Below are 24,031 nucleotides of genomic sequence, written 5' to 3' on the forward strand. Positions count from 1 at the left end.
TGTTCCGAAAGAGGGCGTCATGACCATTTTCGACGAAGCGAACGTCCATGCCCGGTTACTTGACCGACATGCTCCAACAGTTCGTGCAGGAGAGACCTGACGTCGTCCGGCGTGAAGCCGCCATCGTCAGGTCGGGTTCCGTCGATCAGATGTCGGCAGTTCCATTTCCAGTAGGGTGAAAGGACTTGGGCCAAGCGTTCCGTCTCGTCGCATTTGCGGCCAAAGCCGCTGGCATTGGCATAGGCCAGGGATCTGTCGACATGGAGTCCGATGTGCCGGGCGCACCAAGCGTCGGAAAAGCCCACGTCAAGCAAATGCGATGACAGAGCCAGTTGGACGACGATGCCGGTGAAGTAGAGAAAGTCGGTCCAGTCGCCCGGTGCGCCGGGTTCAAGCAAACGCTGGAATTCTTGCGCGCGTCGATAACGAGCGCGGCTCAGGCCACGCCCTTCCTGAGTTCGCAAGAGGTGGAACGGCTCGCCACCGTAGATTCTCCATAACGCCGCGAGCTCGCCATTATGAGCCCTCGGGGACAGCCTGAGAGGCAGGTTGCCTTGTGGCGAGACAGGGATAAGGTTGTCCATTGGCACCTCCGGTTCGCATCAATGCGGTTAAGCGGAAGATGACGAGACGGATGCGGAAACAGTCCCGAACTCCCGCACGCTAGGCGCGGGAGCCGCCGGAGGGTGAGAACATGCCAGTGACATGCGCCGCCGCCTTTAGTCCGAAGACCTGTACATGCGCGACGACTCCCCGGAAACCGAAGTGTCCGAGTTGCTTCACTGGCAGGGTTCTCACGCCCCGGCGCCGCCTTTTGCGCAGCGCTCCAACAGGATAGCAGAGGCGAGTCCACGCGCCAAGGTCCAGGCCAACGTAGTATGTAGGTTCCCTCCGCTAGAGCGCATCGAGAAAGCCAGCAGCCGATCCTCCGGGTCGAACCGCGCCGGCCGCTTCCCATTATGCGGCTGTAGCTTGGCGAGTGCAGCGGTCTTGAGCGCAATATGGGCATGGAGATAGGTCTGCGTCGTCAGGACCGACTCATGCCCGAGCCGCAGCGCGATCACCGAGAGATCGACGCCCGCCTGGAGCTGTTCCATCGCGGCGGTATGCCGAAGGACATGCGGCGATATCCGCTTGTGGCGCAGCGACGGGCAATGCGCGCGCGCCGTCCGAACGTGCTTGGCGAGCAGATACTGGATCGCATCGGGGCTGAGGCGGCCACCGTGGATGGTTGGAAACAGCGCTGATGCTCCGCTGCGTGCGGGCTCCTTTAGCCAACCCTGCATTGCCGCGCGAACCTGACCTGCGAGCGGTGCACCGTTCCTTGCGGCCCTTGCCGACGCACCGGACATGCGCGCCGGTGTCCAGCGTGATGGCGCTGCGATCGAGGCTGGCAATCTCCGAAAGACGCAGGCCCGTCTGGATCGCGAAGAGCAGCAGCATACGATCGCGGCGGCCGATCCAGCATGTTCGGTCTGGTGCGGCGAGGATCGCGTCGATCTCCGGGCGCGACAGGAAATGGACCTCACGCTTCTTGGTGAGCTTGCCGGGGATGGCGAGAATGCGCTGTATCTGCCCACTGCTTGCCGGTTCCTCGAAGGCGAGAAAACGGAAAAAGGCCCGTATCGCGGTGAGCCGGAGGTCGCGGGTCTAGGTTCCGATCGCGCGGTCCGCTTCGAGATCGTCGAGGAAAGCGATGATGAAGGGGGCATCGAGATCGGCGAGATCGAGGTCCGAAGGCGGCTTCCCGAGCCTGCGCTGGGCAAAGCAAAGCAGCAGCCGGAACGTGTCGCGGTAGGAGGCGACGGTGTGCGGGCTGACCCCGCGCTGATGCATGAGGCGCTGCGCAAAATAGCGCTCGATCAGCGGCGCAATGGGCGGGGACCGGGTCATGACGCCTGCTCCCACCGGGCATCGAGCCGCCGCGCAGCATGCCCCATCAGCTCGGGACAGGCCGAGATACCAGTATGTGCAGCTCGTATGGCTGTGCCCCAGATAGGTCGACAGGATAGGCAATCGCTGCTCGACATCGTCACCGGCACGATACCAGCGCAGCAGCGTGGCGACCGCATAGCTGTGGCGCAGGTCGTGAATGCGCGGGCCGCGATAGGCGTCGCCGGAAGTGACACGGGCGAAGTGGTCCAGTTGCAATGATAGTTTTTCCGACGGATTTTCCTTGTTGAGGAGGTATCGAAGCGCTTGGGGTTGGTGGTCCAGGTCCAGCATTAGCTTCCGACTTGATGCCGTCGGGAGGAGCATTTGTGGGACTGTTCAATAAGGTTAGCGCCGATGAAGCGTGTGATAGCGGCCTTGTTCGCGGAGATGCTGAGACGGCCAGTTCACCTGGCCTTTCCAAGCGGGCACGTCGACATTTTGTCGAAGCTGACCTTGGGAGCGGACGTGAACTGCGCGAGGTCAATAACACCGCTCGCTGGTAATGCTTTGGAGTACAGGAAACCTTGTCCGTATATGCATCCAAGGGAGAGCAGGACTGCTTCTTGCAGTTTGCTCTCGATACCCTCTGCGACAACCTCGATGTCCAAGCTGCGCCCGAGGTTTACAACTGCTTCGACGATGGCCGCGTCGCCGCCCCCCGAGACCATGCCTCCTACAAAGCTCTGATCGATCTTGATGACATCGACTGGGAACTGTTTCAGATGACGGAGCGAAGCATAGCCCGTTCCAAAATCGTCAAGCGCAATCCGAATGCCTTCTTCGCTCAGCAGCTTTAGGGCGCGCTCTACACATTCGGCGCCTCGCCCTAAAAACACCGTTTCAGTAACTTCCAACTGGATCTTGCTCGTTGGCACTTTGGCTGCCTGCAAACGGTCAAGGAGCCGTTCGCCAAACTGATCCCCACGGAACTCGGCTGCCGAAGCGTTTATCGCCACATGTCCGAATGAAATTCCCCGATCCATCCAGCCACGTACGTCATTGATTACGCGGTCAATCATGCGCTCACTGATCTCGCAGGCAACTTCCAAATCATCAAAGGCTGCAGCAATACTGCCCGGCAGGTGAACCGCACCGTCTCGGCCGTGTTTCCATCTGAGCAGTGCTTCGAACCCATATATGCATTCGTCCTTGAGCCGGACTTTCGGCTGATAGTAGGGAATTATTTGATCGGTCCGCACCGCGCGTCTTGCAGCCGCCACCATGGAGAGGCGCTTTTGCAAGTCTGCACGGTGTTGTGATTCGAAGACTACGAGATCGCCCCGATGCGAACCTTTGGCAACATTGAGGGCAATGTCAGCATGCTTAAGCAACTCTTGCGGTTCGCACCCATGGGCGGGAAAGAGTGCAGAACCAATGCTCACGCGAAAATCCAGGATACTTCCGTCATGCACAAAGGGCTGTTTCAGCGTCTTCAAAATCAGTTTGGCACGGAGTTTGAGCTGCTGTTCGTCGATCACGTCGTGCAAGATCAGGGCAAACTCATCACCGCCCAATCTGGCAACAAGGTCTTGATCCGATACGCAGTCGGTCAGCCGGGCGGCAAATGTCCTGAGTAGAGCGTCACCAGCATCATGGCCTAGTGTGTCGTTGACCTGCTTGAAGTCGTCTAAGTCTAATAGCAAAACCGCGAGTTGCACATCTTCAAGCTTTGATGCCTGCAGCGCTTCCTGGAGTGATTGCTGGAACAAGGAGCGATTAGGTAGATGCGTCAGCGGATCGCGGGTCGCGGCCCAGACCAGTTGCCGTTCAGTACTCTTGCGTTCGCTGAGGTCTTGCATCGCCCCTACCATGCGAACAGCCGCGCCGGCATGGTCACGTAAGAGGTAACCACGGTAGTAGATCTCCGCGTAGCTCCCGTCGGCCCGCTGAAAGCGATACTCCCCCACATATTGCGAGGACCCGCTGCGAAAAAACTCCTCAACGTCCGCGACGATGCGGTCCCGGTCGTCGGGATGAATCCTGTCCTGCCACCATCGCCCCGTGGACCCCATCTCCGCCTTGTACCCGAAACAAGTGTGCAGCGCTTCGTTCCAAATCAGCTGGTCGGAGACGAGGTCCCAGTCCCAGATTAGGTCCATTGTTGCCTTGGTCGCCAGTCGATACCGCTCTTCGGTCTCACGAATGCGCTGCTCGGCCAATACATGATCATGAACGTCTCCAATGAAACCTTCGAGACAAAGCGGTTTTCCACCTTCGTTGTACGCCGCCTTGCCGCGCTCCTCGACCCACCGGATTTCGCCCGTCCTACGCACGATGCGGTACCGAAGCGAGTAGGGTATCTTGGATGCGACCGATCGGGCTACGGTGGCTATGGCACGGTGCCTGTCTTCGGGATGGATAACGTCTTCCCAGGAGATTAGGCCCATAGCGAAGTGTCTCCGACTATAGCCGGTAAGCGAAATCGCCGCCTCGCTGACCAAGGACATCTGCCAGGGTGGCTGGATCTCCCAGCGATAGACAATGCCGGGAAGAGCGTCGATAATTGCTCTCAGCTGGCGCTTGCTCTCGGCCAGGGCACCTTGGGCACGCTTGCGGCCGGTGACATCGAAAACGATGCCGGCGAGAAAGCTTTCCTCACCTTCGCTCGCCGACAGCGGCCGCGCCAGACTCCGCTGCCATCTGATATCCCCGTCAGTTCCCACGGCGCGGAACTCGGCGTCATAGTTCGTCCCCTCTTCGAAGCTCCGCCCTATGCTCGCCGCCAACCATTCTCGATCGTCCTCATGAACAGGCAAAAGAGCACCGGAGGTTACAGGCACCGCCTCCGCGCCAACGATCACGCTGGTCACAGTGTCCCAGGTCGCTATGCCAGTGAGCCTGTCGAGCCGCCACGTTCCCAGTTTCACATCCTCCAGAGCCGATATCAGAAAATTGGTTATACCGAGGCGTTCAAGCTCCTCCAGACCCGCCGGCTCTGCGCAATCGATCCAGGCGTTGAGTTCTGCTGATCCAGGTAGTTGCATTCCAATCTCGCGATCCTAGGAGGGGAGGAAGAGAGTTTGCGTTGGGTTCGGGGCGGCGCCGTTCATCGCCGCTGCCGCGGATGCTAGCGGACGAGCAAGGAGACCGCGTACCTCGTCGGCGAAAAAGAGTGCGGCTGCCAGGGCTATGCTCGCGATCCACGCAAATTGGAGCACGCTCGCTAGATGTCGATTCGTTAGATAATTTTCTCCAGGTCGCCGCCCTGGCGGCTGGGCCTGTGCCCGAGCGGGCTTCGAGCGTTTAGCGGCGGCCCGAGGCGGCTCCCCCAATAGAAGCGGCACATCGATGATGTCCCGTGTGCGGATGCCGAACCGTTCCCCGCCGCACCAGACGACTCGGCCAACCAAAACCTGCGAGCCGCAGCGAACCTCGACATAGCGCCCCCGCTCAAGGGACGCGCTGCATTGTGCCCCGAGGCCTTGGGAGGAAACATTGCATATCAAGAGGTTCACCCAGCTTTCGCCCGTTTGCATGCGACCTTGCAAAGCGACTTCGAGGCGCGCCTCGCGGGAACGCGATTCGGCGCCACCGTAGCCTGCTGGACGTCGATCAGGAGCCTTAATTGGTCCGCGTGTCCCGTGCTCCACACTTTTAGGTATCGTCCGCATCGCCACCTCACCGGTCCAAGCCAGCCTCGACTTGAGTGAGGCCGCACCCCTTACCAAAGTTTTACCGAGGCGCCCCCGCATGGTGACTACCGTAGAGTCATGGCAGCACGCCAACTATGTCGCCCCGGGCAACTCTTGAAACAATTCGTGTCGCAAAGGTAAGGCAGTTCTCGGACGCGCTCCAGGCTATTGAAGCGCAGGATCAGAGGCCAACGAACCTAGTCAGTGCAACTTCTGACCCAGGCCGACCTCACCTTTTCCATCAGCCTATTGCGGGGCAGGTCCGCACCAGCGGTCGCTACGACTCGACATTTTACCTGCTACTGTCCAGAGTCCTCCAGTAAGGCGACAACACCTGCAACGAACCGGTGCTTCGATCCGTGGGTGGCCCGGGAACCGTTTAGGCTTTCCTCGCGTCGAGAGGCATGAGTGGCATGTTCGGCCTTTTGACGCTGCCAGGCGCGTCGACCTTGCGAGAATGCCGCCCTCGGCCGCGGGGCTTGACGACGGCCGTACCAAGCTGAAGATTGGGTTTTGACAGTGGAACTTAATTTCTCGCATCAAGCCTGCATCGAACGTCATTCCTGCACGCTAATTGACCGGGCTCTTTAATATGCCGCCAATAGTTCAGTGGGGCTTCAAGGCGGTTGGGTCAAATCAATTTCGTGCGTTCATACCATGCATAGCATAGTTTATTTCCAGTAAATCAACAAGATTTTTCGCACCGAGCTTGTTCATCATATCAATCCGGTAGCTTTGTACGGTTCTATAGCTGATGCCGTATCGAATGGCCATCTCCTTACTTGTTAACCCCTCTATAACCCCGGTAAATACTTGCTTCTGTCGGGGGCTTAATGATGAAAAAATACGATGGCCTGCCTTTCTGTGTTGCGATTTAACGACAGTATCCGGCAACTTTTCGAACGCGACTCGAAGAACTTCATCTAGGGCTTCGACCGTGAATGGCTTCTCCAGAAAATCTATCGCACCGAGCCTCATTGCCTGAACCGCAAGAGGAATCTCCCCGTGCGCGGTCATGATAGCGACGGGCCAATGGCAATCGCGCTCGCGGAGCATAGCGAGTAGATCAATGCCGCCAATACAGGGCATCCGGATGTCGAGGAGTATGAAGCCAGGCGGGAGCTCGTCGATCTCACGGAGTAGATCGTGCGATTCCGCGAACGGACGCACCTGCACGCCTCCGGCGGACAGAAGCGTCACAACGGAAACGCGAAAATCACGATCATCATCCACAACATATACGACCGGAGGCCCAAATTCTATTCGCGGCACGTTAGAGCCCATCGCTTTAATCCGGACGTTTCAGGAGCTAGGATCGGGCCTTGCCATCGGCTCCCTACGCAGCAAAATCAAGCCTTTGTCTTTACCGTTCGTATACGGTAGCGGGGCTGTCGGGGATGCGGCCGGCGAGAGTTCTCCACGAGCCACGGGCATATCATCAGGCGAAAATGGGAGGCACCGATGCCAATATATATATAACGATGACGATCGACGTTTCCTAGCCCGTTTTATGCGTCCAGGGTTATTTGAAGGGTTGGCGGGAGTAGCGTAAAGCTCTGTTCTAACGTAAGAAATTGGGTATCTAAGCCGTCCCTGCTCCGGGACAGAAAATGCCAAGTGCTACATCCGCCATGCACGGCGTTATCTCAAGCTAATTTCGATTCCCAGCGGTCAGACGAAGAAAGTCACAGCTGCCTTCGACGGCGGTCGGCGAAGATATGCCGCCGCCATGGGATCAGCGGGCGACCCTCTACAAGTATAAGGCCAAGTTCGGCGGCCTGGAAGTGCCCGAGGCCAGGCGGCTGCACGCGCTCGAGGATGAGAATGCAAGGCTGAAGAAGCTGCTGGCCGAGGCGATGCTCGACAACGTGGTGGTGAAGGATCGCCGACGATGCCGGCGCCCTTCGGCCGCTCGGCGGCCGTGCTCCGTTCGGCCAGCCGCGTGACCTGATCCGCAAGGTCCTGCCCGACTGTGCGATCGACCTCGACACCCACAGCTACTCGGTACCCTGGCGCATGGCCGGAGAGACCGTCCAGGTTGTGGCTCTCGCCGGCCGAGTCATCGTACGCCATGTCGGCGAGGTCGTCGCCGACCATCCTGTGTGCGACGGGCGCCGGCAACGGATCGTCGACCGGACGCATATGGCGGGTCTGGTGGGCACAGGCTCCTTCTGTGCGGCGACGTCACCGCCGATACCGTCGCCAGCCTTGCTGCACCGCTCGCCTAGCACGAGGCTCTGGTCGGAGGGGGGCTGGTGATGACGGCGATGGAGCATGAGGCGCTGGTTGGCGATGCTGGACCGGCTCCAGCTCTCGGCGATCCGGGACCAGCTCGACACGCTGCTCGACGAAGCGGCGCGCTCGAAAATGACCCTACGCGAAGCGCTCGCCTTCTTTATCTCCCGAGAGATCGCGCGTCGCGACGAGCACCGCATCTCCATTGCAAGCAAGCTTGCCCAGTTCCCGTTCGTGCGCGAGATCGACGCTTCGAGTTCGACGCTCAGCCTTCGCTCGAATCCTGGCCAGATCCGCGAACTCGTGACGTGCCGCTGGAATCGCGCACTTCGACACGACGCTGTTCCTCGGGCCTCCTAGAACCGGCAAGACGCACTTGAAGGTAGCCTTGGACCGCGAAGCGATCCGGTAGAACTACTCGGTCCAGTTCGTCACCGCGGCAACGCTGGTGGCAATGCTGGCGAAGGCCCACCGCGACGGTGTCAACGGGCAACGAACTTTCCTCAGATGTGGGTTCTCCCACAATTTCGGCGCAGGCAGGGAACGAACCATGAATCTGGTTGCTTCACAGAGGCTCCAGAGAGAGGGAGCCTTACCCAACAATGCCCAAACATATCCTGCCGCTCATCCCACGCGAGCTGCTCGTTGAGCAGGTCATTCTCGATGCCGAGCGCATTGTAATCAATTGTCGATCTCGACCGCCCGCTCCGCGCTGTCCAAGCTGTCGGCGTGCGTCGTCGCGAATGCACAGTAGATACCGGCGGCGCATCGCTGATCTCCCGTGGCAGCGGCGCCCGGTAATACTATGCGTTCATGTCCGCCGGCTGCGGTGTATCAACCGGAGGTGCGCGCAGCGTATCTTCGCCGAGCGCGCCGAGAGTTTCGCCAGCGGCCACGCTCGCCGGACGAAGCGCCTGCGCGACATTCAGCGTTCGGTTGGTCTCTCGGCGGCGAAGCGGGCGCTCGTCTCATCGAGCGGCTCAGCATGCCGGTCAGCGCCGACACGATGCGCCGGATCGTCAATGCCGAGGGTCAGGTGAAACACGGCGCCCCGCGCGTCCTCGACGTTGACGATTGGGATTGGGATTGGGATTGGGATTGGCGAAAAGGGCAACGAGGCGGCACGGTGCTGGTCGATCTCGAGGCCAACCAAGTCGTGGATCTTTTGCCGAATCGAGAGTGCGACACTTGCCGCCTGGCTGAATGACTGACCGGCTGACGCCGGTAGGATCAAGCGGAGGGGCTGAAGCCGTCCTTGTGGGTATGTCGGTCAAGATAGCGCATGATGATTTCGTCGGTAATGTTGCCGGATGTGGTCGAGCAGTAGCCTCTTTCGCCAAAATCGTTGTCCCAGTAGCGCTTGCGGAGGTGCTCGAACTCCTGCTGGATTTTACGTGAGGAGCGCCCCTTGGCCCAGCGCACAAAGTCGCTGACCGAGACGTGCGGCGGAATTTCAACGAACATGTGGACATGATCGCGCGACAAAGCACCGTTGACGATGGTCACGCCCATTTCGTCACAGACTTGCCGGATGATCTCGCGCACCCGCAGGCGGACCTCCCCGTGCAGCATCTTGAACCGGTACTTCGGCGCCGAGACGAGATGGTAGCGATGATGAAAAGTCGTGTGACAACGCTCTTGATGGCGCGAGTCTGTGGCTGAAGCCAGCATCCGACTGAAGTCGGAGGGGTTCCTCCCAAAAGCGGGTCTCTAAACTCCAACCCTGGCGCGCAGATCATCGCGCGTGATCGGGCCGGCGGCTAAGCCAAAGGTGCGCGTGAGGGCGCGCGCCTTTGGCCCGGCAGGTTGCAGATCGCTGGCATATGCTGCGAAACTGTTCCGATGCGCTGCTCGCCGCCGTAGAGAAGCGCTACAAGTTCGTCCGCGAGGTCGGACGATCGCTAGCGAACGATGTCACTCCGGTTGGGCCGTTGGAACAGCCGCGACAATCGGGATGTTCATTGCTGCACCCGACCATCAGCGACGAAGCCGAGCGCACTGCCACATGATGTTCGATGCAGTCGTCAGCTTGCGCGACAAAGGTTGGAGCATATCCGCAATCGCGTACGAAACCGGTCGTGATCGCAAGACCATCCGTCAGTGGCTTCTCGACAAGCGGCCCGGAACCTGGGAACGCGCGTCTCGTCATCCAGCGATCGCTTTTGAAGCATATCTGCGCACGCGCTGGGACGAAGGCTGTCGAAACGCCGCCCAACTTTATCGCGAGGTGTGTGGTCGTGGCTATCACGGCGAAGCGCGAAGCTTCCGCCGCTGAATCAAGTCTCAGTTGCGCGACGGCTTGTCACAGCCTCCAACGCCTTTTGTCGCGCACTCACGCTGGAAACCGCCGTCGTCGCGCCAATCGGTCCGCTTCCTCACCGCGCCGAGCGAAACGCTCCGCAAGAACGACGCCCGGTTTGTCGATGCCGTGCGAGCCGCATCGCCCGTGATCGCCGAAGCGGCGGACCTGGCACGGCGGTTCGACGACATCCTGGTAGGACGTAACGCCGCCGAGTTTGACCAGTGGCTCGCTCAGCTGCTGGGGAGCGCTATTGCCTCTTTGCGCGAGGCCTCCGGCGCGACATTGATACCGTACGCGCCGCATTGACGCTGCCTTGAAGCACCGGACCGGTCGAAGGAAAGATCAACAAGCTCAAGCTCATCAAGCGTTCCATGTACGGCCGGGCCGGACTCGACCTACTCTGTGCGCGGATCATGGCCTAATGCCTGCACCAAAATTGCGGGAGAACCCACATCTGGGGAGAATTGCACGCTCACTGACAGACGGGACGCTCGACCGAAAGCTGACGCTGCTTGCCCGGCCCAAGCTGCTGATCATAGACGAGTTGGGCTATCTGCCGCTCGAAGCAAACGCCGCCCACCTGTTCTTCCAGCTGGTATCGCGCGGCTACGAGAAGGGATCGATCTTGATCACCTTCATGCTGGTGAACTGCGAACCCTGGTGCGAGTGGATCAGGACACGGCTCTTCGGCTTGCGCCGCCAGACGGCCATGTGCAGAGCGTGTAGAAACATGTCGGCGGCCTGCCAGCTTTGCATCGACTAACCCGCCACGCAGCGCGAGTAAAGGTCGAGCACGACAGCGAGATAAGCAAAGCCTTCCATGGTGCGGATATAGGTGATGTCCTTCACCCAAGTGCGATCGGCCTCCGCCACGTCGAACTGACGATCCAGGGTGTTCGCGGCCACGGCCGAGGCCCTGCCGCCCGAACTGCCCGGACGCCGCTTCTAGCCGATCTGCGCCTTTGTGCCGGCTAGACTGGTCGGTGGGTAACGCGGTTAGGACAACAGGTCTCGCCTTGATCGAGCAGGTCATCGTGCAATTTGCGGTAGCCATAGACCTTGCCGCTGTCGCTTGCCGGATCAACGCGGTCTGCCGGGCGTCTTTGCGAGATCGCTGGCTTAGTGCAGGCATAAAATCCGCTGGGCTGGATGCGGGGGCACCGACACATCGTACGCAATCCAAACCGGTCGCGATCCTCGGCAACGATCGCGTATTTCACTTTGCATCCCTGGCGAACTACGCGGCCGCTTTTTTAGGATGTCGCGCTCCTCGGTAACCCGGGCCATCTCGCGCTTCAACTGGCGGATCTCGGCTCCTTGCCAGCTTCGCCCGTCACGACCTTCGAGATCCGCCGCTTCCAGGCATACAGCGAGTGCGGGCTGCCCCCGAGCCGCTGCGATACCTCCGCTACCGGATAACCACGCTCGGTGTTCTGGGCCACCGCATCACGCTTGAACTACTCACTGAAATTGGGCTTCCCCATCATCGCCTCCTGTCCTCAAAATTAGGATCGAAGGCGTCCAGAAATCTAGGGGCTATTCAGTCGCAAGCTCTAACTGTGCTCACTGATTGGCAGTGTGAGGCGGACTTCGGCTCCCCCCTCGGATCGATTTTGCGCGGCGACGCGGCCGCCGTGCGCTTCGACAATCGTCCGCACGATCGAGAGGCCCAGTCCCATCCCCGACTGTTTGGTGGTCGCGAAAGGGTCGAATACGCGTTGAAGAATGTCGGAAGGGATACCTCGGCCTGAGTCGACGACGCAAAGTTCGATCTCTCGATCGTTTACAGAGGCCTTGATCTCGATTGCGCAGGGAAGCGATCGTGCTGCATCGCAGGCGTTCTTAATCAGGTTGATCAGAACTTGCTGTATTTGGATTGGGTCGGCTTCAATCGGTGGAACATGATTGAGTTCCCATGCGACTGAGATGTGTTCTTGACCAGCGGTCGCCAGCAAAACCGCCTGACCGACGACCTCGTGAACCGAAAGTTTTTGTTTATTAGTGGTCCGTCGCGAGAGCATAACTCTCAACCGCCGTATGATTTCGCCTGTCCGGTGCGTGGACTCCAAGGCATTCCCGAGAGCATGGGTGAGGTCTTCCGAGGCGCCGTCGCGGCCTGCCATCCTCCTTGCCGCCGCCAAGTAATTGGCTGCCGCCCCGAGCGGCTGGTTCAATTCATGTGCCAAGGATGAGGCCATCGTCTCCATGGCGCTAGCACGCGAGACATGAATGAGTTCATTTCGTAGTGCGTTAAGCTTATCTTGAGCCAATTTCTCAGCAGTTATGTCTTGCTTCGTGCCAAAGATTCTAGTCGATTGACCGGCCTCCTGCTCCACGTCAGCGATAATTCTAATCCAGCGCTCCCCGTCATTGATTGTCTGGATTTGAGCGTCGAGGCAAAAGCCAGTTCCGTAAAAGATGGCCTCGGCACGGCGACGCTCTAACTCCACACGAGATCTGGGCTCGTAAAGTTTAACAATTTCTGAGCGGTCCAGCGCCCCCCCCCTTGGCATGCCAAACAAATCGTAAACCGTATCCGTCCACATCAACTCTTCTGTCAGTAAGTGGCATTCCCACACACCGATCCGAGCGAGATCGGAAATTCGCTCATACATTTTCTTGTAGTTTGGTGTGCTGGCGCCTAGATCAACCGTCGGGTTGCCGTCGGGATCTGAGCCGTTAACCGAAGTTCCCACCACTTTCAACATCCGAAGGTTTTGCAGGGCGTCATAAGGTTGCGCGCACCACAACATTAGACCTAGTCTGAGCCGAGGTCCATACACCGGACCCCATATATCCCTTGATCCGCCACGGGACTGCCGGAGGCCATCTGGGTTAAGTAATGTAGACATAGTGCGCATCGACCAGCATGGCATAGATTGTGCTTCAGCTTCTGCGTGCGGGGATGTTGCCGATGGGGCTCGAACACCCCACAATCAATCGCCGCGATGACCCTGTCCCGAAGGGCCTGTGAAAGCGTTCGCGCCATCCATGCTGGCGTCCTGCCACCAGTAGACAGCGTGTATCCCACCAGCGCGGGAAAGGGAATCTGGAGGGTCTGTGAGGTCGCGCGGCGGTGCGCGGGCAGGTCTGGGGGCGCCGGAGAGATGGCGCTCGGGGTGGCCGGAAGCACGGCTACTTGCAATGTTCCGGCGTTGTACTCGGGATGGAGGGCACCGCCAACACCTTGGTGGCGGGCTTGATGGGGGCCAATCCCGTGCGCAACGATGACACGAATGCGCTCATCGTTGTATCGGTCAGCAGCGACGCCGTAGTGATCCATAAGGGCTGCGATGGGCATTCATGACGTGCGGGCCATCGCCGTGCTCGCGGGAAAGCTGCGGTGATCCGCAAGGTGCCGCCACAGCATGGGCAGACACCGGAGCAAGAACCGCCGGATGAACTCATGCGCATCGAGCGTTATGTCGCGGATGCATTGCCTTGGCGATCGTCCCGCCAGCGGAAGGTCACACTTGTATCGTCGGCGCGCACCAGTCGGCTGTTGGCGATGGCAACGCGGCGGGTATAGCGACCGAGATAGGCCAGTACATGTTCGGGCGAACTGAAGGGCGGCTTGGCGCAGGTAATCCAGCGCTTCTTGCGCGGCGCCCGGATCGTCTCGGCAGAGCATGCGGCATGGTGGAGTAACGCCAGATCGCCGAAGAATTGCAGCCATCCGGCGGCATGAGGGGGGCTTGCAACCGTTCGAGAAACAACCGCCGGAACTGTCGGGAGAGCACATGGACCGGCAGGAAGAACCGACGACGGCAGGCAATCCAGCTGGCGCCATCAACGTATAGGCCGCCACCTGGCACCAGGCGGTGGATATGTGGATGATAGGTGAGCGTCTGTCCCCAAGTGTGAAGTATGGCGATGAAGCCGAGCCCGCCGCCCAGGTGCCGGGGATCGGGGGGCGATGGTCTTTAACGTCTCGGCGACGGCGTCGAACAGGATCGCGTAAATCTGCCGCTTGTTCTGATACGCGATCGCTGCGGCTTCTGCCGGCACGGTGAACACGACGTGAAAATAGGGCACCGGCAGCAGATCGGCCTTGCGGTCGGCGAGCCATTGCTCGCGTGCAGCTCTGGCACTTCGGGCAGTGGCGGTTCCGGCACAAGTTGTTTGCAACGCGGCTGTGCACGCAGTCTTAGCAGGCCTCGACATGACCGCCGAGCGCTGCTGTTCGGCACAGCTCGATCGGCGACATGACGCGGCGCTCGACGCGGCCGAGATGGCCATCGTGAGCCTGGGCATAGGCAGGGCCATGGTGGCGGAAGATATCCGCCACCTCCAACGCCGAACGCATGACGCTGCCTCAGGCGGGCGGAACCACCTAGGGTCAAACGGTCGAGTGGGCTTTGTGCTGCGGCGATCGTTGTCGTGGCAACCTGCGTGTAGCGCGCCGTCGTCGACAGGCTCTTGTGCCCGAGCAGCACCTGGATGATGCGAATATCGACGCCGCTCTGGAGCAGATGGGTGGCAAAGCTGTGCCGCAGCGTGTGTACGCTGACCTTCTTGGCAATCCCGCCGCCTTCGTTGCGGACCGGCGAGTCGAATGCAGGACGGTCACGTCGATCGGCCCATCGCCCCGTCCGGGAAACAACCAGTCGGCCGGGCGCATCAGGCGCCAGTGTGTGCGGGGGATGTCGAGCAGTTGGGCCGACAGCATCACCGTGCGATCCTTGGCGCCCTTGCCGCGGCGGACCTGTATCAACATGCGGTCGCTGTCGATATTGCCCACCTTCTGCCTGACCGCCTCCGATACGCGAAGTCCAGCGGCACAGGCAGTGGTCAGGGCAGCCCGCGCCTTCAGGGACGGCACTCCCTCGAGAAAATGAACCACCTTGTCGGGGCTCAAGATTGCCGGCAGCTTGAAAGGCGTCCGCGCATAGGCAATCCGCTCGGGCATCTCGCCTCGGTTCAGCGTCACGCCCTAGAAATAGCGCAACGCACGAACGGTATGGTTCAGCGACGGCCAGGATATACCCTGCGACACGAGATAGACCCAAAATGCGCGGACATCCTCAAGCCCAAGCCGATCCGGTGAGCGGCCGAAATGGCGGCTAAACTTTGTGACGGCGTGCAAATACGACCGCTGCGTCGCCGGGGACAGGTTGCGCAGCATCATATCGTCGATCATACGGCGGGCTCACCGCTGGCGTGGTAGTATCTGCCATGGGATGTCTCCTGATCAGGGGTGGGTCTCAGCAATCAAACCTTCCCATCAGAAGGCCATTCCAGCCAATACCCGCCTCTGCCGCGTCAGCGGGTTCGTTCAATCCCCACCGATTCAGTTCGTGTGGAAACCGCTCGAATTATGCGGCCATGGGGGGCGTAGGGCATGGCGTTGTCGTAGCTGTCGCCGGCACTACCCACCGATGGCTCGATGCCGGCTTCGGCAAGGCACTCGGTATACTTGTTCGAGACATCCTCGGCGGACTCAACCGGTCGTTGCAACAGGGGGGTTTGTCGATCTGTACCAGGTATTGGTCAAGCGCCTCAGCCGGCGTTTTCCAGCCCAGCGTCTTGCGAGGCCGGAAATTGAGCGTAGCCGCCACGCGAGCGCTTCGGGATCATGAGCGCTAAGATCGGTACCTTCCGGGAAGTACTGGCGTAACAAGCCGTTGATATTTTCATTAGTGCCTCGATGCCATGGGCTTTGCGGGTCGCGGAAGTAGACTTGCAAGCCGGCATTGACCTTCAGGCGGGCATACTGCGCCATCTCGGCGCCCTGATCCCAGGTCAGCGAGCGTCGCGGCTCTTCGGGCAAGGTGACGATAGTACGCGCGATTGCGTCACGAACCGCCTCGGCGCCGTGTCCCGCAAGCGCCGGCCGTTCTTGATGCTCGGCCCATCACCATGAGCCTTCATGCGCGGCAGGTGCAGCAGCATCGTGAAGCGCGTCGCACGCTCCACCAGCGTGCCGATCGCCGAACTGCCCAGACCGAGGATAAGATCACCCTCCCAGTGCCCTGGCACTGCCCGGTCGTCGGCCTCGGCCGGGTGCTGGCAGATTATGATGTCGGGCGAGACAAAGTTCTTGCCCCGTAGGCCGACGCGCGCACGCGGCGTGCGCAATGTCCGTCCTGTCCGCAAGCAAGCCGTAAGGTCACGTCGCAAGGCGCCGCGGCCCTGAACGAAAAGCGCCTGATAGAGGCTTCGTGGCTGATGCGCATCGTCTTGTCATCCGGGAAGTCGGCGGCCTGGCGGCTGGCGATCTGTTCCGGGCTCCAGCCCCACGCCGAGCGCCTGTCTTGCCGCGGCCCGTGTCGACGCCCCTTCCCCAACACCGCGGGCCCGGCAATCGGGCCACCGCTGCTAGTGCGCACGACGCCGTGCGAGCCTCTCCTCCACATAGGAGCGCAAGGCGGGATTGCTGGCAAGCTTCGCCGTTTTTGGCCGACGCGCGAATCGCTCGGCATGCCACTGGCCACGGTCGCACGATAGTCCAGGCCGCCGCCACGCATGGTCGCGTTGCGCCGAACTTTCCGCGATATCGTCGAGGCCGAGCGACCAAGCCGGCGCGCGATCTCATGCAGGCTACGACGCTGAACCAGAAGCAGCGCGATCTCCTCCCGCTCTGCCAAGGACAAATATCTTCCCAACAACGGCTTCGCCGCGGGCGTGAACACCGCTGGTGGCATACCACCCGCCTCCCGGAACCATCTGGTTCCGATAGGTTGCGACACGCCCGCCTTGAACGCAGCTGCCTCGCTGCTCATCCCGGTCGCGATGGATACCCAGAGTTCGTTCCGCGTCGCCACCGGCGCCCGACCAAGTGATCGCAACGGCGGCCGTCTGCATCGAGCTGATCGCCGCTTCCGAATGCCCATCGCAACCTCCTTTCGTCGAGTGTTGCAACGACCGATTGAGTCCGCCCTTGGCTGCCGCGGTCGCTGTGGTGGATCAGGCCACCACGATGGACCGGGCGCCGATCATGGATCGCCTGAGCATCTAGCACGAAGCTGGCATGCGCCGTCCTGATCACCCGCCAGCCGACCATATAGCGGGCGTAAACGTCGATCACGAAGGCCACGTAGACAAACCCCGCCCAGGGTCGGGACATAGGTGAAGTCCGACACCCACAGCATGTTCGGCGCCGAGGCGTCGAACTGGCGGTTGACCTGATCGAGCGGACACGGTGCGACTTTGTCACCGACCGTCGTCTTCACTGGCTTGCCCCGGATAACTCCCTGCAAGCCCAGCTCGCGAATCAGCCGTTCCACCGTGCAGCGGGCAATGTCGAAGCCCTCCCGCTGCATTTGTCGCCAAACCTTGCGCACGCCATAGACGTTGAAATTGGCGTCGAACATGCGCCGAACTTCGGGCTTCATCGCCTCGTCTGCACTGGCACAGAACTTTCCTCAGATGTGCTTTAGCGGAGAATTGGACGCCCACTGACATCGTCGCGCTGGGCACGTTGTGACAGGCGCGACGGATCGTGGCGCTGTGCCGCACGTCCCTGGCAGGTGGATGGGACGATCGGCAGAACCCGGCAGATCGGCTCGACCCCGTAATCACCCCGATGCTCATCAATGAGGCTGGTCATCGCCTGAACGGGCGGTCGAGCTCCGCCTGGGCAAACTATGCGGAAGCCTTGCGCAGGATCTCGTTGGCCTGGCGCAGCTCACGGTTCTCGCGCTCCTGCGCCTTGAGGCGGTCTGCCAACTCGGTGGGAACGCCGGCACGCTTGCCGCTGTTCATCTCGGCCTTCTTCACCCAGTCCAGCAGCGTGTGCCCCGAACAGCCAATCATCTCCGCAATGGATGCGATCGCCGCCTAGCGGGATGGATGATCGGCTTTGTAGTCCAGCACCATGCGGACTGCCCGATCACGAACCTCCGGGGCAAACTTGATCGCCGCCTTGCTCATCGTAGACCCTTCCTCTCAGGAGTTAGGGTCTCCGACAATCCCGGGGCGGTCCGCCGGGCCAACTTGCCGGGACCGCGACTCTTTTAGCCATTCAACCAAGCCCGGGAATACCGGATACCATGATACCGTACCTTTACTGGGGTCAACGTACAGGCTCATATCATTTACCTATCGTGCGCTATCTCACCCTATTCAAACCATGCACCAATCGCCCCACGCAGACCCACCTGCTGACGGAGACAGCCATTGAAGGAGCATGGCCATGGACATTCACAATAGAGTTTCGAAATCTATCATGGACGCTGGAATCCATGGTTCAAAGGACCTGGAGGCCGACGCGCATGTTGTTGCTCATGCCGCCATTGCGACGACGCTCAACTGGCTCGCCAATCCATCGGAGGCTATGCTCAAAATCGGTAAGGATGCCTCTTGTGACACCGATGCAAGACGGTGCAAAAGGGTCTGGTTAGCAATGCTCACGCAGGCGCTAAAAGAGGCCGGATTTAACGTGCCCCTCTACGGCATTCCTAATCAGGAAGATCCAGACCTCCGAATTTTCGAGCGTCCGCCTGCAGAATCGCTGTGGGCCAGGCTATTGAGTACCGTCAGAAGCTAGGGATGTCTCTTGTAACGCGGCTAGCTGGATAGTGATTGCGCGACAGGGCGGCTTGACGCGCGCCGGTTTCCACCAACGATTGCCAAGCGCCTCCCGCGAAAAGCCAGACTATCAATCTTCAGCACAGGCGCTACCCTGATGAGGTCGGCTCCTGCCTCACATCGCAAGCGGGATGAGCGGAGGGTTTGCTAGGAAGGGATTTCCAGGCTGTTTCTATGCTCGTCAACCGACCGACACCTGCATCGCTTCCCCTGCACTCTAGATCGGGCGCAAAAACTGACTACGACAAGACGGAGTGGTCCAGTGTTTGAGCTCTGCACGGGAAAAAATGATCCCTGCGCTGCATTCGATAGAATGTTTCGCGCTCATGATTGGGCAAGATCTCCCATTGGACCTCGCGATGACTGGACTGGATCTCTGAAACGATCGGTCGAGTTTATTCTCGAAACCCGACAACCCATGTTTCTGGCGTGGGGAAAATCCCGAACGTGCATATTCAATGCCGCATCTGTATCTCTACTTGGAGAGGATTATGAGAAGGCGCTCGGGCAGCCAATTCACCACCTTTGGGCTGGCTTATGGTCGGAAATCGGCACCTTCTTCGACGAAGCGCTGAAGGGTAATAGCGGTCTGGTCGAGGACCTCGAGGTGCCAGTTTGCGAAAGTGGCTATTTTGTGCGCCGCTGGGTCACCTTTTCCTACAGTCCGGTCAGGGAAGACGGGAAGGTTGTCGGCGTCCTCTGTATTTGTAGCGACAGGACGGATAAGGTCCTGCTTAGCCGGCAGATCGAGCAGGAGAGAAACTCACTATACGAAGTGTTTGAAAAAGCGCCAGGCTTCGTTGCGATGACATCCGGTCCGGAACATCGGTTCACCTTAGCCAACGCTTCTTACCGCAAAATCGTTGGGGGACGAAATGTGCTCGGGCGCACGGTTGCCGAAGCACTACCCGAAATCGTCAAGCAAGGGTTCATTGAGGTGCTCGACAATGTCTTCCGCTCCGGAGAGCCTTTTGTAGCACACGGCATCCCCATCCGTTTGTTAAACCCCACCGGTTCAGAAGAAGATCGCTACATTGACATCCTCTACGCGCCGAGGTTCGGCAAAAACGGCCGGATTATGGGAATTTTCTGCGAAGGCCATGACGTCACCGAACACGTGAAGGCCGATAAGATGACACGCGTCCTTCAATCGGAACTAATCCACGCCTCCCGTTTCACCACCATGGGCAACATGGCGGCAACCCTCGCCCATGAAATTAATCAACCACTGGCCGCAATTTCTAACTTTACGGCTGCGGCACTTCGGTTCTTGGCCGATGAAAAGCTAGGAAACGCTGCCGCTGCCTTGAAGGAGATCGACGCTAACACCCACCGCGCCGGTCGAACGATACGATCGCTGAGAACGATGGTGTCCAAGAAGGCTGGTACAATTGAGGTATTTGAACTAGGCAGGATCTTAGCCGATGCCCTCGCATTGGCGCGGCTTGCTTCACCCTCGGCGTCAGTAGCCTCAAACGTAGATCCTTCGATAGCAGTGGCTGGCGACCGCGTGCAAATCGAGCAGGTGCTCCTCAACCTCCTACGTAACGCGTTCGAGGCCGTCGATGGCTACCAGACGCCGAGGATAGAAATCAACGCCTATTGCGACTCTAATGCTATAGTAATCACAGTCGCGGACAACGGACCGGGAATTCAGTGCCAGCCAATCGATTCAGTGTTCGATTCTTTTGTCACTACGAAAGCCGAAGGGCTGGGACTGGGGTTGTTCATTAGCCGCACGATAATCTTGGCCCACGGCGGACGACTGTGGGCGGAAAACCTGAGTAATGGCGGTGCTAGGTTTAACCTTCGCTTACCCTTAGTGGCTGATCGGAAATTAAGTTAAGTTGTATCAGTGGGGTAGGTTGACAGCCTAATCTCTCGCGAATCCAATGCCCAGTGACGATTCTGGAGCCGCGCCTGCCGTAGCCATCCGGCGGTGGCCGCGGCACGGCTCTGATCAAGCGGTGATGGATCGCCGTGCTGGCTGCCAGTTCCATCTGTGGACATCCGGTAATCGCGGCGCGCGATGAGTCGCTGATAGTGTCGCGGTCCGGGTGACCGGCCGCCACTGAGTGGTCCGTGTTGATTGTTAGTGCATTGTCGCCTTGAAGCGCTTGGGGTTGGTGGTCCAGGTCCAGCATTAGCTTCCGACTTGCATGGCCCCGATCGGGGCCATGCAAAATCCTGATCCGGCAAGGTATTCAGCCGGGGTCAGATTGCCAAGAGCCATGTGAGGACGGCTCTCATTGTACAACACGACGACGGAACGCCCACGGGACCGATGTTCGCGAGGTTCTCTATCAATGGCATCCTTGGGCGGGGTGCCAGGTTCACATTCATGAGGTCGTTGAGCGCGCAGGCTCGGACATGTTCCGGTGTAGTATCGGCGGTTCGATATCGGAGCGCTGGCTTGAAGTTCCGGATTGGATGTTCGACCGCGGGGTTTGCGCCATGGTGCGCATCGACACCGTTCCCCATGTCGAAGTCGGTGCGCTGGCTAACCTGGTAAAGCTGCTGCGGGCGACGCGGCCCATTTCGGCTCGACAGATTTCAGGTGCAGCATCGGGCTCTTACGACTCGCATCGGGGAGGCCTCCATGCCGCGCAAGCCCATGACATTCCAGTTCGATCTGTTTTCCAGCCCTCCCGATTCCGGGGCGGCGCAGACGCCGCAGTGGCGGACGCTTCCGACGTCGACGCGCGAGAAGTTGATGCCGCTGATCGTGCGCCTGCTGCTCGATCACGCCAGCGGCGATCCCAGCACGGCCCGAGAGGAGATACACGATGATCTTTGAGAAGATCGGACCGCAGCATCTCGATCGCAAGGCGATCCTGTATGTGCGTCAGTCCTCGGCTCACCAGGTGCTGCACAACCGCGAGAGCAGCGCGCTGCAATACGCCATGCGCGATCGGCTCGTGGCGCTGGGCTGGTCGAACATCGAGATTGTTGATGACGATCTCGGTCGATCCGCGGCAGGCGGCGTGACGCGTGCCGGTTTCGACCGGATGGTCGCCGAGGTCTGCCTCGGCAAGGTCGGTGCCGTCGCAGCCCGGGAAGTCTCGCGCTTCGCCCGCAACAGTCGCGACTGGCAGCAGCTCATCGAGATGTGCCGCGTCGTCGATACGGTGCTGATCGACCAGGAGACCGTCTATGCTCCGCGTCAGGGCAATGATCGCCTGCTGCTGGGGTTGAAGGGCAGCCTCAATGAGTATGAGCTCGACCTCCTGCGGCAACGCTCGCTTTCAGCCCGCTACGAGAAGGCCCGGCGGGGCGAACTCATCGTTGCTGCTCCGGTCGGCTTTGTGAAGGTCGGAGATCGGATCGAGAAGCATCCCGACCGCCGTGTCCAGGAAGCGATTGCCCTCGTCTTCGACAAGGTGTCTGAACTTGGTAGTGCGCGGCAGGCGCTGCTCTGGTTCCTCGAGCATGGGCTGGAACTGCCCGCAAAGCACAAGAACGGCGACGTCGTGTGGCGCAGACCAAATTATGCGACCATCCATCGGATGATCGACAACCCGATCTACGGCGGCGCCTATGCCTATGGTAAAACCCGTGCTGTAGCTGGATATGATGGCGCTGCCATGCGGTCGCGGAGTCGTCGCAAGGACCGGGACGAGTGGTTGGCGCTAATTCCCGGCTCGCATGAAGGTTATGTCAGCTGGGAGCGTTCGGAGGATATCCGCAGACAAGTGAGCGACAATGTCCCCATCAGTCGGCATCACGGCGCCCCGAAGCACGGCGATGCCCTCCTCGCAGGACTCGTTCGCTGCCGGCGCTGCGGACGCAAACTGACAGTGCGCTACACTGGCGCCAAGCATGATATTCCCCGATATTCCTGTTGGCGCGGTCTGCTCGACAATGGCGAGCCTCGTTGCATCGCCTTCGGCGGATTGCGCGTCGATGATGCGATTGAGCAGGCGCTCATCCCGGTCATCGAGCCTGGTGCGATTGCGGCCGCCATCGAGGCCGAGGCACAAGTCACCGATCGCCGTGATCAGGTTCGTGACGCGCTGACGCGCGATCTCGAGGCTGCCCGTTACGATGCTGATCGGGCCTTCCGGCAATATGACGCCGCCGATCCGCAGAACCGGCTAGTGGCGGCGGAACTGGAGACGCGGTGGAATCGGGCACTTACGCGGGTAGGTGAGATCGAGGCTCGGATCGCCGCGCACGATGGATCGGCACCGCCTCGAGCGTCGCTGTCGTCCTCCGATGTCGCTGAACTTGCCGCCGATCTCAAAGCTGTCTGGACAGACTCGCAGACCGACACGCGCCTGAAGAAGTGCATTGTGCGCACTCTCATTCACGAGGTTGTCGCAGACCTTGATGATGACGCATCTGAGATCGTACTGCTGATCCATTGGGCCGGTGGCATCCATAGCGAGTTGCGGCTGCCCAAGCGTCGTCGAGGGCAGCGCAACGCGACCTCCGCCGATGTCCTCACCGCCGTGCGGCAGCTTGTACTGATCGCCAATGATGATGTGATCGCTGGCATCCTCAACCGGAATGGGCTGGTGACCGGCAACGGCAATCGCTGGACGCGCGAACGCGTCACCGCGCTTCGGTCGCATTACAGGATTCCGGTGTTCCGGGCAGCGCCCGATGGCGTTGAGCCGTGGCTCAACCTGAGCGAGGCTGCGCGCCATGTCGGCGTTGCCGCCAAAACGCTTCGGCTCGCTGCCGAGGCTGATGAGATCGAAGCCACCCACCCCTTGCCGGACGGCCCCTGGATCTTCAGCCGAACCGAGCTTAGCGGACAAAGCGCTCGACAGATCATCGATCGCGCCCGGCTGAACCCAAAATACCCCACGGGATCGCATCCCGATCAGCAGAACCTATTCTCTTCAGCGACATAGACAGATGGGTGTTATGAAGCAGGGTTGTAATCGCGCCGCCAAGCCTCGATGAGCCGCCTGGCTTCGGGGATCGAGGCGAACCAGTGGATGTTCAGGCATTCATCCCGGAACGATCCGTTGAAGGTCTCGATATAGGCGTTGTCCGTGGGCTTGCCAGGACGCGAGAAGTCGATCCGGACGCCATGGTGATAAGCCCACAATTCAACCAGTCGGCCGGTAAATTCTCCGCCCATGTCGGCGAACAGGAACCTTGGCGCCGCGCGTCGGCGTACCAGGCGATTGAGGACCTCAACCACATTCTCGCCGCGCAGGCGCTGTCCCACCTCGATGGCCAACGCCTCGCGGCTGAACACATCGACCACCGTCAACATCCGGAACTTCTGCCCGTTGCTCAGCTGGTCATGGACGAAGTCCAAGCTCCAATCACCGTTGCGTTCCGTACGAAACCGGGGATGCGACGAAAAAACGCTAAGCGATTTGCACTTGTCGTCTGCCGCTGACAAAGCAACCGTTTGAGTGTTGAACGCGATGGTCTGGAA

Annotated in this window: 19 protein-coding genes, 10 pseudogenes and 1 other annotated feature; of the genes and pseudogenes, 12 read left to right on the forward strand and 17 right to left on the reverse strand. The window is 60.0% G+C overall.

Annotated features, from left to right (window positions below; all coding sequences use genetic code 11):
- Positions 1 to 17 precede the first annotated feature (17 nt).
- The 5 genes and pseudogenes from KRR38_RS32850 to KRR38_RS32865 all read right to left on the reverse strand — a co-directional run bounded on the left by KRR38_RS32850 (position 18) and on the right by KRR38_RS32865 (position 6,851).
- On the reverse strand, positions 18 to 584 hold the full coding sequence (locus KRR38_RS32850; RefSeq protein WP_217408002.1) for a hypothetical protein: 567 nt from the start codon (positions 582 to 584) through the stop codon (positions 18 to 20).
- A 210-nt stretch (positions 585 to 794) separates the two neighbouring features.
- A pseudogene (locus KRR38_RS32855) lies at positions 795 to 1,626 on the reverse strand (tyrosine-type recombinase/integrase).
- A 24-nt stretch (positions 1,627 to 1,650) separates the two neighbouring features.
- Positions 1,651 to 2,151, reverse strand: a complete 501-nt coding sequence (locus KRR38_RS36745) for a hypothetical protein (RefSeq protein ID WP_254515859.1) — start codon at positions 2,149 to 2,151, stop codon at positions 1,651 to 1,653.
- A 188-nt stretch (positions 2,152 to 2,339) separates the two neighbouring features.
- Positions 2,340 to 4,919: an EAL domain-containing protein gene (locus tag KRR38_RS32860; RefSeq protein ID WP_217408003.1), complete on the reverse strand. Its 2,580-nt coding sequence runs from the start codon at positions 4,917 to 4,919 to the stop codon at positions 2,340 to 2,342.
- Between the two features lie 1,284 nt (positions 4,920 to 6,203).
- Positions 6,204 to 6,851 carry a response regulator transcription factor gene (locus KRR38_RS32865; RefSeq protein ID WP_217408004.1) on the reverse strand — a complete coding sequence of 216 codons (648 nt, stop codon included), beginning with the start codon at positions 6,849 to 6,851 and terminating at the stop codon, positions 6,204 to 6,206.
- A 423-nt stretch (positions 6,852 to 7,274) separates the two neighbouring features.
- Between KRR38_RS32865 and KRR38_RS32870 the strand changes: the two are divergent.
- From KRR38_RS32870 to KRR38_RS32890, 5 genes and pseudogenes are all read left to right on the forward strand, one after another.
- A pseudogene (locus KRR38_RS32870) lies at positions 7,275 to 7,450 on the forward strand (transposase); the annotation flags it as partial.
- Positions 7,446 to 7,713: pseudogene (locus KRR38_RS32875) on the forward strand (IS21 family transposase); the annotation flags it as partial. The pseudogenes KRR38_RS32870 and KRR38_RS32875, both read left to right, overlap by 5 nt.
- Before the next feature lie 146 nt (positions 7,714 to 7,859).
- A complete protein-coding gene (locus KRR38_RS37230) occupies positions 7,860 to 8,162 on the forward strand; it encodes an ATP-binding protein (RefSeq protein WP_305800865.1) in 303 nt (100 codons plus the stop codon).
- Between the two features lie 242 nt (positions 8,163 to 8,404).
- Positions 8,405 to 8,842 carry a transposase family protein gene (locus tag KRR38_RS38045; protein WP_375293494.1) on the forward strand — a complete coding sequence of 146 codons (438 nt, stop codon included), beginning with the start codon at positions 8,405 to 8,407 and terminating at the stop codon, positions 8,840 to 8,842.
- Positions 8,788 to 9,009, forward strand: a complete 222-nt coding sequence (locus tag KRR38_RS32890; protein WP_217408137.1) for a hypothetical protein — start codon at positions 8,788 to 8,790, stop codon at positions 9,007 to 9,009. Before KRR38_RS38045 ends, KRR38_RS32890 begins: the two co-directional genes overlap by 55 nt.
- A 23-nt stretch (positions 9,010 to 9,032) precedes the next feature.
- On the opposite strand, the gene tnpA is transcribed toward KRR38_RS32890, so the two are convergent.
- Positions 9,033 to 9,473 carry an IS200/IS605 family transposase gene (gene tnpA / locus KRR38_RS32895; protein WP_217408006.1) on the reverse strand — a complete coding sequence of 147 codons (441 nt, stop codon included), beginning with the start codon at positions 9,471 to 9,473 and terminating at the stop codon, positions 9,033 to 9,035.
- A 334-nt stretch (positions 9,474 to 9,807) separates the two neighbouring features.
- Here tnpA and KRR38_RS32900 point away from each other — a divergent pair, with 334 nt between their 5' ends.
- From KRR38_RS32900 to KRR38_RS36750, 3 genes and pseudogenes are all read left to right on the forward strand, one after another.
- Positions 9,808 to 10,077, forward strand: coding sequence for a hypothetical protein (locus KRR38_RS32900; RefSeq protein ID WP_217408007.1), 270 nt, complete (start codon positions 9,808 to 9,810; stop codon positions 10,075 to 10,077).
- A gap of 12 nt (positions 10,078 to 10,089) precedes the next feature.
- Complete coding sequence (locus tag KRR38_RS32905) at positions 10,090 to 10,410, forward strand: hypothetical protein (protein WP_217408138.1); 321 nt, start codon at positions 10,090 to 10,092, stop codon at positions 10,408 to 10,410.
- Between the two features lie 175 nt (positions 10,411 to 10,585).
- A pseudogene (locus KRR38_RS36750) lies at positions 10,586 to 10,738 on the forward strand (ATP-binding protein); the annotation flags it as partial.
- Between the two features lie 2 nt (positions 10,739 to 10,740).
- Here the strand turns inward: KRR38_RS36750 and KRR38_RS36755 are convergent.
- From KRR38_RS36755 to KRR38_RS32960, 10 genes and pseudogenes are all read right to left on the reverse strand, one after another.
- A pseudogene (locus KRR38_RS36755) lies at positions 10,741 to 11,546 on the reverse strand (IS3 family transposase); the annotation flags it as partial.
- A 111-nt stretch (positions 11,547 to 11,657) separates the two neighbouring features.
- A complete protein-coding gene (locus KRR38_RS32925) occupies positions 11,658 to 12,812 on the reverse strand; it encodes a sensor histidine kinase (RefSeq protein ID WP_217408010.1) in 1,155 nt (384 codons plus the stop codon).
- A 712-nt stretch (positions 12,813 to 13,524) separates the two neighbouring features.
- The gene (locus KRR38_RS38050) at positions 13,525 to 13,884 is read right to left on the reverse strand and encodes a transposase (RefSeq protein ID WP_217408128.1); all 360 of its coding nucleotides are present in this window, start codon (positions 13,882 to 13,884) and stop codon (positions 13,525 to 13,527) included.
- Positions 13,857 to 13,925, reverse strand: a pseudogene (locus KRR38_RS38055) (hypothetical protein); the annotation flags it as partial. The gene KRR38_RS38050 and the pseudogene KRR38_RS38055, both read right to left, overlap by 28 nt.
- The gene (locus tag KRR38_RS38060; protein WP_375293497.1) at positions 13,894 to 14,268 is read right to left on the reverse strand and encodes a transposase zinc-binding domain-containing protein; all 375 of its coding nucleotides are present in this window, start codon (positions 14,266 to 14,268) and stop codon (positions 13,894 to 13,896) included. The gene KRR38_RS38060 and the pseudogene KRR38_RS38055, both read right to left, overlap by 32 nt.
- Positions 14,252 to 14,410: a transposase zinc-binding domain-containing protein gene (locus tag KRR38_RS38065; protein WP_217408012.1), complete on the reverse strand. Its 159-nt coding sequence runs from the start codon at positions 14,408 to 14,410 to the stop codon at positions 14,252 to 14,254. The genes KRR38_RS38060 and KRR38_RS38065 overlap by 17 nt, the downstream gene beginning before the upstream one ends.
- A gap of 133 nt (positions 14,411 to 14,543) precedes the next feature.
- Positions 14,544 to 15,013 (reverse strand): annotated as a pseudogene (locus KRR38_RS37240) (tyrosine-type recombinase/integrase); the annotation flags it as partial.
- A 24-nt stretch (positions 15,014 to 15,037) separates the two neighbouring features.
- Positions 15,038 to 15,244, reverse strand: coding sequence for a phage integrase N-terminal SAM-like domain-containing protein (locus KRR38_RS32950; protein WP_217408013.1), 207 nt, complete (start codon positions 15,242 to 15,244; stop codon positions 15,038 to 15,040).
- Between the two features lie 300 nt (positions 15,245 to 15,544).
- Positions 15,545 to 16,937: pseudogene (locus KRR38_RS32955) on the reverse strand (IS30 family transposase).
- A pseudogene (locus KRR38_RS32960) lies at positions 16,907 to 17,976 on the reverse strand (IS3 family transposase); the annotation flags it as partial. The pseudogenes KRR38_RS32960 and KRR38_RS32955, both read right to left, overlap by 31 nt.
- Positions 17,579 to 17,695 (reverse strand) — a sequence feature (AL1L pseudoknot). Its footprint overlaps the pseudogene before it by 117 nt.
- Before the next feature lie 262 nt (positions 17,977 to 18,238).
- Between KRR38_RS32960 and KRR38_RS32965 the strand changes: the two are divergent.
- The 4 genes from KRR38_RS32965 (at position 18,239) to KRR38_RS32980 (ending at position 23,492) form a co-directional block, all read left to right on the forward strand.
- Positions 18,239 to 18,592, forward strand: a complete 354-nt coding sequence (locus KRR38_RS32965; RefSeq protein ID WP_217408014.1) for a hypothetical protein — start codon at positions 18,239 to 18,241, stop codon at positions 18,590 to 18,592.
- A gap of 459 nt (positions 18,593 to 19,051) precedes the next feature.
- Positions 19,052 to 20,479 carry an ATP-binding protein gene (locus KRR38_RS32970; RefSeq protein WP_217408015.1) on the forward strand — a complete coding sequence of 476 codons (1,428 nt, stop codon included), beginning with the start codon at positions 19,052 to 19,054 and terminating at the stop codon, positions 20,477 to 20,479.
- A gap of 753 nt (positions 20,480 to 21,232) precedes the next feature.
- Positions 21,233 to 21,430 carry a hypothetical protein gene (locus tag KRR38_RS32975; RefSeq protein ID WP_217408016.1) on the forward strand — a complete coding sequence of 66 codons (198 nt, stop codon included), beginning with the start codon at positions 21,233 to 21,235 and terminating at the stop codon, positions 21,428 to 21,430.
- On the forward strand, positions 21,420 to 23,492 hold the full coding sequence (locus KRR38_RS32980) for a recombinase family protein (RefSeq protein WP_217408017.1): 2,073 nt from the start codon (positions 21,420 to 21,422) through the stop codon (positions 23,490 to 23,492). The genes KRR38_RS32975 and KRR38_RS32980 overlap by 11 nt, the downstream gene beginning before the upstream one ends.
- Before the next feature lie 23 nt (positions 23,493 to 23,515).
- On the opposite strand, the pseudogene KRR38_RS32985 reads toward KRR38_RS32980, so the two are convergent.
- Positions 23,516 to 23,923 (reverse strand): annotated as a pseudogene (locus tag KRR38_RS32985) (integrase core domain-containing protein); the annotation flags it as partial.
- Positions 23,924 to 24,031 lie beyond the last annotated feature (108 nt).

The organism is Novosphingobium sp. G106 (genome assembly GCF_019075875.1).
Classification (GTDB): domain Bacteria; phylum Pseudomonadota; class Alphaproteobacteria; order Sphingomonadales; family Sphingomonadaceae; genus Novosphingobium.

Coding starts and splice junctions, on each gene's coding strand:
- KRR38_RS32850 (WP_217408002.1), bottom strand. CDS start 584: ATGGACAACCTTATCCCTGTCTCGCCACAAGGCAACCTGCCTCTCAGG.
- KRR38_RS32860 (WP_217408003.1), bottom strand. CDS start 4,919: ATGCAACTACCTGGATCAGCAGAACTCAACGCCTGGATCGATTGCGCA.
- KRR38_RS32865 (WP_217408004.1), bottom strand. CDS start 6,851: ATGGGCTCTAACGTGCCGCGAATAGAATTTGGGCCTCCGGTCGTATAT.
- KRR38_RS37230 (WP_305800865.1), top strand. CDS start 7,860: ATGCTGGACCGGCTCCAGCTCTCGGCGATCCGGGACCAGCTCGACACG.
- KRR38_RS38045 (WP_375293494.1), top strand. CDS start 8,405: ATGCCCAAACATATCCTGCCGCTCATCCCACGCGAGCTGCTCGTTGAG.
- KRR38_RS32890 (WP_217408137.1), top strand. CDS start 8,788: ATGCCGGTCAGCGCCGACACGATGCGCCGGATCGTCAATGCCGAGGGT.
- tnpA (WP_217408006.1), bottom strand. CDS start 9,473: ATGCTGGCTTCAGCCACAGACTCGCGCCATCAAGAGCGTTGTCACACG.
- KRR38_RS32900 (WP_217408007.1), top strand. CDS start 9,808: ATGATGTTCGATGCAGTCGTCAGCTTGCGCGACAAAGGTTGGAGCATA.
- KRR38_RS32925 (WP_217408010.1), bottom strand. CDS start 12,812: ATGTTGAAAGTGGTGGGAACTTCGGTTAACGGCTCAGATCCCGACGGC.
- KRR38_RS38060 (WP_375293497.1), bottom strand. CDS start 14,268: ATGTCGAGGCCTGCTAAGACTGCGTGCACAGCCGCGTTGCAAACAACT.
- KRR38_RS38065 (WP_217408012.1), bottom strand. CDS start 14,410: ATGCGTTCGGCGTTGGAGGTGGCGGATATCTTCCGCCACCATGGCCCT.
- KRR38_RS32950 (WP_217408013.1), bottom strand. CDS start 15,244: ATGATCGACGATATGATGCTGCGCAACCTGTCCCCGGCGACGCAGCGG.
- KRR38_RS32965 (WP_217408014.1), top strand. CDS start 18,239: ATGGACATTCACAATAGAGTTTCGAAATCTATCATGGACGCTGGAATC.
- KRR38_RS32970 (WP_217408015.1), top strand. CDS start 19,052: ATGTTTCTGGCGTGGGGAAAATCCCGAACGTGCATATTCAATGCCGCA.
- KRR38_RS32975 (WP_217408016.1), top strand. CDS start 21,233: ATGCCGCGCAAGCCCATGACATTCCAGTTCGATCTGTTTTCCAGCCCT.
- KRR38_RS32980 (WP_217408017.1), top strand. CDS start 21,420: ATGATCTTTGAGAAGATCGGACCGCAGCATCTCGATCGCAAGGCGATC.